7 protein-coding genes and 2 rRNA genes are annotated in these 13,471 nt (G+C 48.9%); 7 read left to right on the top strand and 2 right to left on the bottom strand.

All coding sequences use genetic code 11. The features are described 5' to 3' along the window. Positions 1-18 precede the first annotated feature (18 nt). From BQ7400_RS08060 to BQ7400_RS08040, 5 genes are read left to right on the top strand one after another with little or no spacing between them, the layout of a single operon-like run. Positions 19-636, top strand: coding sequence for a vitamin B12 dependent-methionine synthase activation domain-containing protein (locus BQ7400_RS08060; RefSeq protein WP_052098937.1), 618 nt, complete (start codon positions 19-21; stop codon positions 634-636). Then, positions 626-2,953, top strand: coding sequence for a homocysteine S-methyltransferase family protein (locus tag BQ7400_RS08055; RefSeq protein WP_072470095.1), 2,328 nt, complete (start codon positions 626-628; stop codon positions 2,951-2,953). The genes BQ7400_RS08060 and BQ7400_RS08055 overlap by 11 nt, the downstream gene beginning before the upstream one ends. 10 nt (positions 2,954-2,963) lie before the next feature. After that, positions 2,964-4,700 (top strand): bifunctional homocysteine S-methyltransferase/methylenetetrahydrofolate reductase, encoded by a 1,737-nt coding sequence (locus BQ7400_RS08050; RefSeq protein WP_083553310.1) that lies wholly within the window; start codon positions 2,964-2,966, stop codon positions 4,698-4,700. Further along, entirely contained in the window at positions 4,678-5,583 is a 906-nt protein-coding gene (locus tag BQ7400_RS08045) for a patatin-like phospholipase family protein (RefSeq protein WP_072470094.1), read from the top strand. Before BQ7400_RS08050 ends, BQ7400_RS08045 begins: the two co-directional genes overlap by 23 nt. Beyond that, positions 5,573-6,838: a M18 family aminopeptidase gene (locus BQ7400_RS08040; RefSeq protein WP_072470093.1), complete on the top strand. Its 1,266-nt coding sequence runs from the start codon at positions 5,573-5,575 to the stop codon at positions 6,836-6,838. Before BQ7400_RS08045 ends, BQ7400_RS08040 begins: the two co-directional genes overlap by 11 nt. Here BQ7400_RS08040 and BQ7400_RS08035 read toward each other — a convergent pair. Beyond that, positions 6,816-7,331: an NUDIX hydrolase gene (locus tag BQ7400_RS08035; protein ID WP_072470092.1), complete on the bottom strand. Its 516-nt coding sequence runs from the start codon at positions 7,329-7,331 to the stop codon at positions 6,816-6,818. The two genes, BQ7400_RS08040 and BQ7400_RS08035, sit on opposite strands and share 23 nt — an antisense overlap. Beyond that, on the bottom strand, positions 7,318-8,403 hold the full coding sequence (locus BQ7400_RS08030) for an A/G-specific adenine glycosylase (RefSeq protein ID WP_072470465.1): 1,086 nt from the start codon (positions 8,401-8,403) through the stop codon (positions 7,318-7,320). The genes BQ7400_RS08035 and BQ7400_RS08030 overlap by 14 nt, the downstream gene beginning before the upstream one ends. Positions 8,404-8,809: 406 nt before the next feature. Here BQ7400_RS08030 and BQ7400_RS08025 point away from each other — a divergent pair. Further along, positions 8,810-10,332, top strand: a 16S ribosomal RNA gene (locus BQ7400_RS08025). A gap of 260 nt (positions 10,333-10,592) precedes the next feature. Further along, positions 10,593-13,452, top strand: a 23S ribosomal RNA gene (locus tag BQ7400_RS08020). The 16S and 23S rRNA genes sit together here, the layout of an rRNA operon. Positions 13,453-13,471: the final 19 nt, after the last annotated feature.

Raw genomic sequence — 13,471 nt, 5'->3', positions numbered from 1 at the left:
GAAAAATAGGGGATATGTATGATTACAAGAAAAATCATTGGCAGTTTTTTAAGGACGCCAAAAATTGACCAACCATTAGAGGAAAAAATTCAAATTTGTGAGGACCTAATCCGGGAAAATATCCAACTTAGGACTGTTCGAAAAAAGGTGGACCGGGTGGATTTTTTTGGCCCATCAAAAACCCTGATGGGCCTACAAGAAGGCGCCAACTATATGATCTTTATTGGGGCCACCCTGGGCAAGGAGGCCGACGTCCTCCTGCAAAGGACCAACCTGGAGGACACCTCCCTGGCCTTTGTCTTGGACGGGGTCCTATCAGCCTATCTTGAAGATTCTTTGGACAGGATCCAAAGAGAGGACCAGGAAAAGACAGACCTCTATATTACAGACCGCTTTAGCCCGGGTTATGGGGACATCCCCCATGATATGCAAAGAAACTTTGCCGACCTTTTAGAAATCTATAAGAGGTTGGGGGTTGGGCTAACCAAGGAAAATATTATAATACCCAGAAAAACAGTCCTAGCCGTTTATGGGGCCAGTGAAAAAAAGCCCACTTACCGCAGCGGCTGTACCTTCTGTTCACGTCAAACTTGTAGAGAAAAAGGAAAGGCAAGGTGTAGTGTTTTTGACAAATAAAATCATCCTTTTAGATGGGGCCATGGGGACACAAATCCAAAAACGAGGCATCCATCAAAGACCGGAAAGTATCAATATTAGCCGTGGAGAAGTCATTGAAGACATCCAAAGAGCCTATGTCCAAGCAGGGTCAGACATTATCTACTCCAACACCTTTGGGGCCCACGGTAGGAATTATCCCGACCCGGAAGAATTGAGAAAGACCATCCATGCAGGCTTACAAATAGCCAAAAGGGCGGCTGGGACCAAGGCCAAGGTGGCCTTTGATATGGGCCCCCTGGGCGAACTTTTAGAACCCATGGGGACCATGTCCTTCCAAAGGGCCTATGAGCTCTTTGAACAAAACATCCAAATAGCCCTGGAAGAAGGATTTGACCTGGTAGTAATTGAAACCATGAGTTCCTTATTGGAATTAAGGGCGGCGATTTTGGCTGTCAAGGCCCACTATGACGGCCCCCTCTTTACTACCATGACCTTTGAAAAAGATGGCCGGACCTTTTCCGGAGTTTCTCCCCAAGCCTTTGCCATTATGGCAGACAAGTTGGGGGTATATGCTCTGGGAGTTAACTGTTCCCTAGGCCCCTTTGAAATCCAGGATATTTTAAAGTCCATAAGCCAAGTCACCAACAAGCCCTTGATTGTCAAGGCCAATGCAGGTCTTCCAGATGAAGAAGGAAACTACCACATGGAAGATGACCTCTTTATTGAGGGGATCCAAGGCATGCTGGACCTGGGGGTCCAATATATTGGGGGCTGTTGTGGAACCACGGAAAAAACCATTCAGAGCCTGGCCCAGCATTTTAAAGGCAAGGAAGCCCGGCTGGAAACCAAGGAAATCAAGCAATACCTGGCTTCCTCTAGCCGAGTCGTGGCCCTGGACCAAACCCGCTATGTAGGGGAAGTCATCAATCCTACAGGCAAGGCCAGGTTAAAGGAAAGCCTGGAAAAGAAAAACATGGAAGAAGTGTTAAGGCTGGGGGTCCTACAGGACCAAAAGGGGGCTGACCTCTTAGATGTCAATGTCAGCCTACCTGGAACAGATGAGGTCTACCTTTTAAGAAAGGCGGCCCTCCACCTCCAAGCCCTGGTAGACCTACCCCTGCAATTGGACTCTTCCAATGCCCAGGCCCTAGAAGCGGCCTTGATGGTGACTCCAGGCCGGCCTGTAATCAACTCTGTCAATGGGACCCAGGAATCTCTAAAGACCATCCTTCCTCTGGCCAAAAAATATGGGGCCATGGTGGTGGGGCTGGCCCTGGATGAGGGCGGGATTCCCAAGACTTCGGAAAAACGTCTGGAAATTGCAGAAAAAATTGTCCAGGCAGCAGAATCCTATGGCCTGGAAAAGAGGGACGTCTTAATTGACCCCTTGGTCTTAACCATTGCCTCCAACAAGGATTCAGCCAAGCTTGCCCTGGAAACCATTGAGAAGTTGACAAAAAAAGGCTACCTAACCACCATGGGAACCTCCAACATCAGCTTCGGCCTACCCAAGAGGTCCCTGGTTAGTGCCAGCTTCTTGCAAGTGGCCCTAGCCCTGGGCTGCAGCATGCCCATTGTCAACCCCCTGGACCCAAGAGTCCAAGAAGTCATCCACACCCATAGGCTCTTAATGGGCCAAGATGAAAAGGCCATGGGCTATATTGCCTTTATGGAAGATAAAAAGGAAGTGGAACCCAGTCTGGAAGAGGATGAAGGGGACTTTTCACCCTACCAGGCTATGAGGCGGTCCCAAAAAACAGAACTTTTAAACTATGTCAAGGGGGCCATAAGGGAAAAAGACCCCATGGAGATTATTTCAGAAGAGTTGATTCCGGCCCTGGACGCCATTGGCCGGGACTATGAAAAAAAGGAAATCTACCTACCCCAACTCATTGGAGCCGCATCGGCAGCCCAAGAGGCCTTTTTATTCCTAAGAGACCAGTTAAAGGTCAAGGGAGACGGCAAGGGGGAAAAGATCCTCTTGGCTACGGTAAAGGGAGACATCCACGACATTGGAAAAAATATAGCCAAGGTTCTTTTGGAAAACTATGGCTATGATGTCTATGACCTGGGCCGGGATGTGTCCAAGGAGGAAATTTTACAGACTGTAGAGGAAGAGGACATCCACCTGGTGGGCCTGTCTGCCCTCATGACCACTACGGTTTCCTCCATGGAAGACACCATCCAACTTTTAACAGAAAAAAGACCCGACCTGAAAATCATGGTAGGCGGGGCCGTTTTAACCCAGACCTATGCCCATGAAATTGGGGCCCACTACTATTGCAAGGACGCCAAGGAAGATATAGAAATCGCAAAAAATGTATTTAAGGACTAGGAGAAAATGATTGATCGAATTTAGAGGAAGTAAAACACAACCCTTGATTTTTGACGGGGCCATGGGGACCTATTTAAAGCAAATATCCCCCTCGGACCTGACCATTGAAGAATATAATATAGAAAAACCTGCCATTATTGAAGAAATCCACCGGCAGTACATTGAAGCGGGAGCCCAGGCCATTAAGACCAATACTTTTGGGGCCAACCCCATCCAATATGACCGGGATCTTTGCCGGACCTACCTGGAAGCCGGGGCAAAAATTGCCTTGAAATTCCAAGACCGGGCAGAAGTTTACGGGTCCATAGGTCCCATGGAAACTCCAGACCTTGGGGACTATCTTTTCGTGGCTGATGTCCTTTACCAGGCCGGGATTCGGAAATTTCTCTGGGAGACCTTTCCTGAAGCAGACAAGCTCCTGGAAATCATCGACAGTTTTTGCCAGGACCATGGCGATACCCTCCATATAACAAGCTTTGCCGTCTTCCCCTCTGGAGAAACCAGGCTGGGCGTCTTGGCCCAAGAGGCCTTGGAAGCCGCAGATAAAAACCCCCATGTCCAAGCCATGGGCCTAAACTGTATCTCCGGCCCCTACCACCTGGTCCAGCTGGTAAAAAGCCTTCCGACCTACCAAACTCCCCTGGGCTTGATGCCCAATTCCGGCTACCCCACCATGGTGGATGGCCGCCTCCAATACAAGGAGAACCCCAGCTACTTTTCCCAGGCCCTGGCCCAAGGCCTAAACTATGGCCTCAGCTACCTGGGAGGTTGCTGCGGGACAGACCCCTCCTATATTCTGGAGCTAAGCCGGCACTTAAAGGAAGTTCCTGGCCAGGTAAAGAGCCTGAAAAAAGAAGAAATAGTTCTAAAAAAGACAGAAAGTAACCTCAAGAAGAAGCTAAAGGCTGGCAAGCAAGTTATGGTTGTGGAATACGATCCACCCCAAGAGGCCACCCGGGACTATTTTAAAAAGCTCTCCCTCTTAAGACAGATGGAGGTAGATGCCGTTACCCTGGCAGATTGCCCCATTGGCCGCCCCAGGATGGATGCTTCCTTGACCTCTTTGATCCTAAAAAAGGACTATGGCCTGGACTCTGTGGTCCACATGACCTGTCGAGACCGCAACATCAATGCCATCAAGGCCCTTTTGCTGGGTCTTTCCCTAGAGGGAATCCAAGATATCCTCCTAATTACAGGAGACCCAGTCCCATCGGTGGACCGGGAAGATGTCAAGGCAGTTTTCCAATTTAACTCAGCCCGCCTGGCAGCCTTTGTGAAAAACCTCAACCGGGACCTGGAAAATCCCTTTACCATTAGTGGGGCCTTAAACATCAATGCCCCAAATTTTGACAGCGAATTGGTCAAGGCCAAAAGAAAAATAAAATCCGGCGTTGAATTGTTTTTTACCCAGCCAATAATGGGTAAAAATGCTATAGTACAATTAAGACGTGCCCAAAAAGAACTGGATGTTCCTATTCTGGCAGGGATTATGCCCCTGGTAAGTTATCGAAATGCCCAATACCTCCACAACCAAGTTTCCGGAATGCAGGTGGACCAAGAAGTCCTGGATAGTTTCCATGAAGGTCTGAGCCGGGAAGAAGGAGAGGAAATTGGCATTGGCTGGGCTTTAGACTTTATGAATGAAATTAAGGATGAAGTCTCTGGATTTTACCTCATTACTCCCTTTCAAAGGCTCCAGGTCATAGAAAGGTTGTTGAAAGACTATGGACAAGGAAAAGAAAAATAACATATTCAAAACAGCCCTCTTAATTGAAGGCGGCGGGATGCGGTGCGCTTTTTCTGCTGGCATCCTCAACTGCCTCTTGGAAGAAGGCATCTATATCAACTATGTCATTGGCATTTCGGCAGGGTCCAGCTGCCTGGTAAACTACCTGGCCAGGCGACCGGATATTATGAAAAAGTGCTTTACAGACTTTGTCACCGACCCCAATGCCATGAGTTGGCGGAGCTTTTTCAAGGGAGGAGGCTATATGCAAAGTGACTACATTTATGGTCAGGCCTGCCAACCAGGAGGCCCCCTCCACATCGACTTTGACGACTTTTTTGCCAATCCAGCCAGCTACCGCATAGTGGCCTATGAAGAAAAGCAAGGCCCCATGTTTTGGACAGAAAAGGACAGCCGGGACCCGGAAGACCTTATGATGAAGGTCCGGGCCTCATCCAGCCTGCCCCTTTTTATGCCGCCAACCCACTACCAAGGCAAGACCTATTATGATGGAGGAATCAATAACGGCTTGCCCATTGACATTGCCTTTGACGACGGCTTTGACCGGATCCTGGTTATCCGGACCAAGACCCGGACCTATGTCCGCCCGCCCTTGAACCCCTTGCGGCAAAGCATTCTTAGAAGGAATTTCAGGGGCAATGAAAAAATCCAAGAAGCTCTTTTTAGCCGCTATAAAAACTACAACCAATCAGTTGAAATTATTAAATTGATGGAAAAGGAAAATAAGGCCCTGATGGTTTGCCCGGAAATCATGGAAGTTAGCAACCATGACCGGGACCTGGACGCCCTAAACAAGACCTATGCTCACGGATTAGACGTAGGTAAAAAAGAAGTGGGCCGGATTAAGACCTGGTTAGAAGAAGGAGAAAAAGATGAAAAATGACCTGTTGGAATTTATAGACCAAAGCCCCACTCCCTACCAAGGAGTGGTAGAAATTGAAAAAAGACTCAAAGCCCAAGGCTACCTTGCCTGCCCCCTGGACCAAGACTTCCAATGTACAGAGGGAGGGAAATTTTACGCAAAAAGCCCAGGAGCTATTTTTGCCTTTGAATTAGGGAGGAAGAAGCCCTGGGAAACAGGCTTTGCCCTTGTCGCTTCCCACCTGGACTCTCCCTGCCTTCGGGTCAAGCCCAACCCCCATATTAAAAAGAAAAACTACATCCAAATCAATACAGAAGTTTATGGAGGCCCCCTGCTCTACACCTGGTTTGACAAGCCCCTGACCCTGGCCGGCAAGGTCTACTACCAAGAAGAGGGTCAAGTAAGGGAAAAGCTAGTCCATAGCCAGAAGGCCCTAACCATTATTCCTTCTTTAGCCATCCATATGAACCGGGGGGCCAATGAAAAATTTGCCCCCAACCCCCAAGAGGACCTTTTACCAATCTTTGTAGACTTAGAAGAAAATCTCCAAGACCCCCTCTTTGGATTTTTAGAAGAAGAGTTGGGGATCAAATCCCAAGACCTCTTGGACTTTGACCTCTTTGTCCTTCCCCTGGAAAAATCCTCCAGCATAGGCTTAAAGGAAGAATTGATTTCTGCCCCCAGGTTGGACAACCTGGCCAGTGCCCATGCTTCTTTACAAGGACTCTTCCAATCCAAGCCTGGGGATAAGAGTAAGTTTTTGGCCTTTTTAAACCACGAAGAAATAGGCTCCCTTACAGAAGAGGGAGCCAGTGGAAACTTAAGCTATGAAATTTTAGAGAGGATTGTCTATGCCCTGGGAGGGACCAAGGAAGAATTCTACCAAGCTCTCCACAAGAGCTTCCTCCTAAGTGCCGACTTGGCCCATGCCGTCCATCCATCCCATCTAGAATGTGCCGACCCCTCCAACCAACCCCTTATGGGTAAGGGGCCAGTTATTAAACTGGCGGCCAACCGGTCCTATGTATCCACAGGCTATACATCCGCTGTCATTGAGGCCCTCTGCAGGAAACACGACATCCCCTATCAAAAGTTTGTCAACGCATCCGACCGCAAGGGCGGGTCAACCCTGGGGCCCTTGATGCAACACAGCCTGACTATTCCAGGTGTAGACGTGGGAACCCCCATCCTGGCCATGCACAGCAACCGGGAACTAGGGGCCTGGGTGGACCAAATTAACTATGAAAAACTCTTTAAGGTCTTTTTGGAAGACTAAGCCAATCATTTAAAAGCTCATGGTAGAGTTTGACCATGTGGCTTTCCCTGACCTCTTGGTCTAGCTTGTCCAGAGGAATCCAAGCAACCCCCTTGTTTTCATCCAATTTAGGATGAAGACTTGGGGGATTTTTTATCATGTAACCATAGGTGAAATTCAAGTGGTCATGGGCCTGGACCAAGACCCCCTTGCGGTAGTGGTCCTTTACAGGAAGAAGTCGAACATCCAGCAAGAGGCCTGGCTCAGAAAGCTCCAAACCCGTTTCTTCCAAGACCTCCCGCCGGGCGCAGGCCTCCGGGTCTCGGTCCCCGTCAGCATGGCCTCCGGGCCAGGACCAGGATTGAAAAATCAAGTGGTTGACCATGAGTAGGGCCTCCTTTTCTGGGCAAAAGACCAGGGCCGAAGCCGTTACATGGGGAGAGACTTCCCGCTGGTAAAGGGCCGGATCTTCCCGGTGGTCTAAATAGTATTGGTAGGCCTTAGATTCTTTCATTTTCTTGCCTCCATTCTTGGACAAAGACCTTAAAGGCCGAGGGAAGGGCGATGGTTTGGTCCAGGTCTTCTTGGGAAAAATATTGAAGGACATCATCCTCCCGGGCAAAGGGCAGGTCCCGGACCTGGACAAGGTAGGACTTCATCCGCCACTCGATATGGGAAAAAAGGTGTTTGCCAGAAGGCCCCTTCTTAATAGAAGAAAAGGGCAGGTCCCTTTCCAACAAAAGAGCCTTGGCATCTTCTAAATCCAAATAGGAGTCCACTCCTGGCAGTTCCCATTGCCCCCGTAAAAGGCCCTGGTCTGGCCGCTTTTTCAAGGCCAGGGCCCCGTTTTTAACCAGGATAAAGATGGTTCGCTCAACAAGCTTTCTCTCTTTTTTTGGAGCCTTGACAGGATACTTGGCCACAGACCCCTCCTGGTAGGCCAGGCAGTAGGCCTTCAAGGGGCAGGAAGGGCAAAGGGCACGGTCCTTGGGCAGGCAAATTTTAGAGCCAATATCCATTAGACCCTGGTTAAAGGCCGAAGGGTCCGGTCCCATAATCTCCTGGCCAAAAGAAGTTAAATCCTCCTTGGTCTGGGCCTTGCCAATGTCCCCGTCATAGGCCAGGAGCCTGGAAAAAATCCGAGACAGGTTTCCATCCAGGGCCACATAGGCTTGGCCATAGACAATAGAAGCAATGGCAGCTGCCGTATAGGGGCCAACCCCCGGTAAAGATAAAAGTTCTTCGTAGCTTTTTGGAACTTCCTTCCTAATATAGACGATTTCTTGGGCAGCCTTTTTTAAATTTCTAGCCCGGTTATAATAGCCTAGGCCCTCCCAAAGTTTTAGCAAGACCTCTTCCTGGACATCCGCCAGGTCTTGGATGGTGGGCAGGGCCTCCATAAAGTTTTGGTGGTAAGAAACCACCACCTCCATCCGGGTTTGTTGGGCCATGATTTCACTGATCCAAACAGGATAAAAGGCAGGGTCCCTCCTCCAGGGAAGGTCTCGGCCAAACTCTCTATAATAGGCATGAATTGCCTGGCCTATTTTTTTCTTGCTGGACTGGGTAAAAAAATCTTTTCTCATAAGGTTAGTATAGCACAAGAAGACTTGGAAAAAGAAAAAGGATTTAAAAGACAAGTTGGAAACCTGGGAAAGCATTAAAAAAAGAAGCTTGAGAAAAAATTTAAAAACTTAAAAAAAATCTCTTGACTCGACTTCAAAGCCCTGCTATACTATAGAAGTTATCGCCACAAGGGCGATATGAACTGCAGAAGAAATTGTCAAAAAGTTAAAAAAAGATTAAAAAAACTCTTGACAAAAGATTCTGGGCTTGATATTATAGATAAGCTATCTCGTAAAGAGATCAGTTAAACAGAACCAAAAAAACTAAACAGTGTAAGAGAATGAACACACAAGCAAAAGCAAAAAAAGCGGAACTTCAGTGAAGAATCCGGAGTCAGTCTAAAGACGATAAAATGGAAAAAACTTTTTAATTGAGAGTTTGATCCTGGCTCAGGACGAACGCTGGCGGCGCGCCTAACACATGCAAGTCGAGCGATGAAATTTTAACCGATCTCTTCGGAGAGAAGATAAAATGGATTAGCGGCGGACGGGTGAGTAACACGTGAGAAACCTGCCTTTCACAAGGGGATAGCCTCGGGAAACCGGGATTAATACCCTATGACACATTTCCTTCGCATGGAAGAAATGTTAAAACTCCGGTGGTGAAAGATGGTCTCGCGCCTGATTAGCTAGTTGGTGGGGTAACGGCCCACCAAGGCCATGATCAGTAACCGGCCTGAGAGGGTGAACGGTCACATTGGAACTGAGACACGGTCCAAACTCCTACGGGAGGCAGCAGTGGGGAATATTGCACAATGGAGGAAACTCTGATGCAGCGACGCCGCGTGAGCGATGAAGGCTTTCGAGTCGTAAAGCTCTGTCCTATGGGAAGATAATGACGGTACCATAGGAGGAAGCCCCGGCTAACTACGTGCCAGCAGCCGCGGTAATACGTAGGGGGCGAGCGTTGTCCGGAATCACTGGGCGTAAAGGGTTCGCAGGCGGTCTACCAAGTCCGATGTGAAAGGCATGGGCTCAACCCATGTAAGCATTGGAAACTGGTAGACTTGAGTTAAGGAGAGGTAAGTGGAATTCCTAGTGTAGCGGTGAAATGCGTAGATATTAGGAAGAATACCGGTGGCGAAGGCGACTTACTGGACTTAAACTGACGCTGAGGAACGAAAGCGTGGGGAGCAAACAGGATTAGATACCCTGGTAGTCCACGCTGTAAACGATGAGTGCTAGGTGTCGGGGCAACTCGGTGCCGCAGTTAACACATTAAGCACTCCGCCTGGGGAGTACGTGCGCAAGCATGAAACTCAAAGGAATTGACGGGGACCCGCACAAGCAGCGGAGCATGTGGTTTAATTCGAAGCAACGCGAAGAACCTTACCAAGGCTAGACATTTTAATGATCGGTCTAGAGATAGACCTTTTCTTCGGAACAGTAAAACAGGTGGTGCATGGTTGTCGTCAGCTCGTGTCGTGAGATGTTGGGTTAAGTCCCGCAACGAGCGCAACCCTTACCTTTAGTTGCCAGCATTTCGGATGGGAACTCTAAAGGGACTGCCGATGATAAATCGGAGGAAGGTGGGGATGACGTCAAATCATCATGCCCTTTATGCCTTGGGCTACACACGTGCTACAATGGTCGGTACAGAGAGCAGCGAGCGAGCGATCTCAAGCGAATCTCAAAAAGCCGATCTCAGTTCGGATTGTAGGCTGCAACTCGCCTACATGAAGTCGGAGTTGCTAGTAATCGCGAATCAGAATGTCGCGGTGAATGCGTTCCCGGGTCTTGTACACACCGCCCGTCACACCATGGGAGTTGGTAATACCCGAAGCCGCCGAGCTAACCGCAAGGAGGCAGGCGTCGAAGGTAGGATCAATGACTGGGGTGAAGTCGTAACAAGGTAGCCGTATCGGAAGGTGCGGCTGGATCACCTCCTTTCTAAGGAGTTCAGAAAGAAGTGGGCCTTGAGCAATCAAGTCATTTCTTGACTCTTACACTGGATTTTTTGGCTCTAACGACAGAGTCTAGTACCCTTTTTATAAGGCATGGTGCAAATCCATGGATGTCGAAGATGCACAATGAAAACTACATACTCCAATTTTAAAAGTAAGAATGAGATTTTCAAATTATTCAATAACGAGAGTAAAGAAAAGACATTTTTACCGGATAGAAACAGTTTTAAGGAAAACTGAAACAAAGGTCAAGTTAGAAAGAGCATCAGGTGGATGCCTTGGCACCAAGAGCCGAAGAAGGACGTGATAAGCTGCGAAAAGCAACGGGGAGTCGCAAATAGACGTGAATCCGTTGATGTCCGAATGGGGAAACCCGTATGAGCAAACCTCATACATCCATGCATGAATCCATAGTGTATGGAAGGAAGACCGGGGGAACTGAAACATCTAAGTACCCCGAGGAAAAGAAAGAAACCTCGATTTCCCAAGTAGCGGCGAGCGAACGGGAAAGAGCCCAGGAGCGTAACGACTGATTGTGTATAGTAGAAGGATATGGGAAGATCCGCCAGAGAGGGTAACAGCCCCGTACACGAAATGCACAATGAGCGAACTCCGAAGAGTACCACGAGACACGTGAAACCTTGTGGGAAGATAGGGGGACCACCCCCTAAGGCTAAATACTCCTTGGTGACCGATAGCGCATAGTACCGTGAGGGAACGGTGAAAAGAACCCCGGGAGGGGAGTGAAATAGAATCTGAAACCTGATGTTTACAAGCAGATAAAGTGGTTTTAGGCCACGATATCGTACTTTTTGTAGAACGGGCCAGCGAGTTATGATTTCAAGCAAGGTTAAGAAGAAAAACTTTGGAGCCGCAGGGAAACCGAGTCTGAATAGGGCGTATAGTTTGAAGTTGTAGACCCGAAACCGTGTGATCTATCCATGGGCAGAGTGAAGTGTTGGTAAAACGACATGGAGGCTCGAACCGGGTAACGTTTAAAAGTTATCGGATGACCTGTGGATAGGGGTGAAAAGCCAATCGAACACGGAGATAGCTGGTTCTCCTCGAAATAGCTTTAGGGCTAGCCTGTAGGAAAAACTGTTTGGGGGGTAGAGCACTGAATCGCCAAGGGACATGTGATGTTACCGCGGCCTATCAAACTCCGAATACCCAAACAAAGCCTATGGAGTCAGACAGTGAGGGATGAGCTTCATTGTCGAAAGGGAAAGAGCCCAGACCACCGACTAAGGTCCCAAAATACTATTTAAGTGGGAAAGGATGTGGAGTTACTCAGACAACTAGGATGTTGGCTTAGAAGCAGCCATCCATTGAAAGAGTGCGTAATAGCTCACTAGTCAAGTGACTCTGCGCCGAAGATAACCGGGGCTAAAATAGATACCGAAGTCGTGGAACGAATAACGTTGGTAGAGGAGCATTGTATAGACAACGAAGCAAAAGGCGTAAGCCATTGTGGAGCCTATACAAGAGAGAATGCTGGCATGAGTAGCGAGAGGTGAGTGAGAATCTCACCCGTCGAAAACCCAAGGATTCCTGAGGAAGGCTCGTCCACTCAGGGTAAGTCGGGACCTAAGGCGAGGCTGAAAAGCGTAGTCGATGGACAACAGGTGGAAATTCCTGTACCGATGGTATTGCTGATGATGGAGTGACGCAGGAGGGGAAATAGAGCGCCCAGTTGGTGAGGCGTGCAAGCACAAAGGCAAGAAGATAGGCAAATCCGTCTTCTGAAGATGCTGAAGTGTGATGCGGATTGAAAACAAGTAGAGAAGTCTAAACGAACCAAACTGCCAAGAAAAGCTTCTAAGAGATACCATTGCCCGTACCGCAAACCGACACAGGTAGGTGAGGAGAGAATCCTAAGACGAGCGGAAGAACCTTTGTTAAGGAACTCGGCAAAATGACCCCGTAACTTCGGGAGAAGGGGAGCCCCTGTAAAAGGGGGCCGCAGTGAAAAGGCCCAAGCGACTGTTTACCAAAAACACAAGTATCTGCGAAGTCGAAAGACGAAGTATAGGTGCTGACACCTGCCCGGTGCTGGAAGGTTAAGGGGACGAGTTAGCGCAAGCGAAGCTCCGAGCTGAAGCCCCAGTAAACGGCGGCCGTAACTATAACGGTCCTAAGGTAGCGAAATTCCTTGTCGGGTAAGTTCCGACCCGCACGAAAGGTGTAACGATTTGGGCACTGTCTCAACAAAGGATCCGGTGAAATTGTAGTAGCGGTAAAGATGCCGCTTACCCACGACAGGACGGAAAGACCCCGTGGAGCTTTACTGTAGGTTGACATTGGATTTTGGGATAAACTGTACAGGATAGGTGGGAGGCAGAGAACCATGTACGCCAGTATATGGGGAGCCAATGGTGGGATACCACTCTTTTTATCTTAGAATTCTAACCGACTTCCGTGAAACCGGAAGCGGGACACTGTCAGTCGGGCAGTTTGACTGGGGCGGTCGCCTCCGAAAGAGTAACGGAGGCGTTCAAAGGTTCCCTCAGCACGGACGGAAATCGTGCGAAGAGTGCAAAGGCAGAAGGGAGCTTAACTGCGAGAGCGACAACTCGAGCAGATGCGAAAGCAGGACTTAGTGATCCGGTGGTACCGCGTGGAAGGGCCATCGCTCAACGGATAAAAGCTACCCCGGGGATAACAGGCTTATCTCCCCCAAGAGTCCACATCGACGGGGAGGTTTGGCACCTCGATGTCGGCTCGTCTCATCCTGGGGCTGAAGTAGGTCCCAAGGGTTGGGCTGTTCGCCCATTAAAGAGGCACGCGAGCTGGGTTCAGAACGTCGCGAGACAGTTCGGTCCCTATCCGTCGTGGGCGCAGGAAATTTGAGAGGAGCTATCCTTAGTACGAGAGGACCGGGATGGACAAACCACTGGTGCATCAGTTGTACTGCCAAGTGCACAGCTGAGTAGCTACGTTTGGACTGGATAAGAGCTGAAGGCATCTAAGCACGAAGCCAACCTCGAGATAAGATTTCCCATCGAAAGAATAAGGCCCCTTGAAGAAAATGAGGTAGATAGGCTTCAGGTGGAAGCACAGCAATGTGTGGAGCTAAGAAGTACTAATCGGCCGAAGACTTGACCAAAGAAAATTGGAGGATGTAG

Source organism: Urinicoccus massiliensis (genome assembly GCF_900120405.1).
GTDB classification, from domain to species: Bacteria; Bacillota; Clostridia; order Tissierellales; family Peptoniphilaceae; genus Urinicoccus; species Urinicoccus massiliensis.
Note: the sequence above shows the minus strand (reverse complement) of the source record. Positions and strands in the feature narration are given on the sequence as shown.

Coding starts and splice junctions, on each gene's coding strand:
- BQ7400_RS08045 (WP_072470094.1), top strand. CDS start 4,678: ATGGACAAGGAAAAGAAAAATAACATATTCAAAACAGCCCTCTTAATT.
- BQ7400_RS08030 (WP_072470465.1), bottom strand. CDS start 8,403: ATGAGAAAAGATTTTTTTACCCAGTCCAGCAAGAAAAAAATAGGCCAG.
- BQ7400_RS08060 (WP_052098937.1), top strand. CDS start 19: ATGATTACAAGAAAAATCATTGGCAGTTTTTTAAGGACGCCAAAAATT.
- BQ7400_RS08035 (WP_072470092.1), bottom strand. CDS start 7,331: ATGAAAGAATCTAAGGCCTACCAATACTATTTAGACCACCGGGAAGAT.
- BQ7400_RS08040 (WP_072470093.1), top strand. CDS start 5,573: ATGAAAAATGACCTGTTGGAATTTATAGACCAAAGCCCCACTCCCTAC.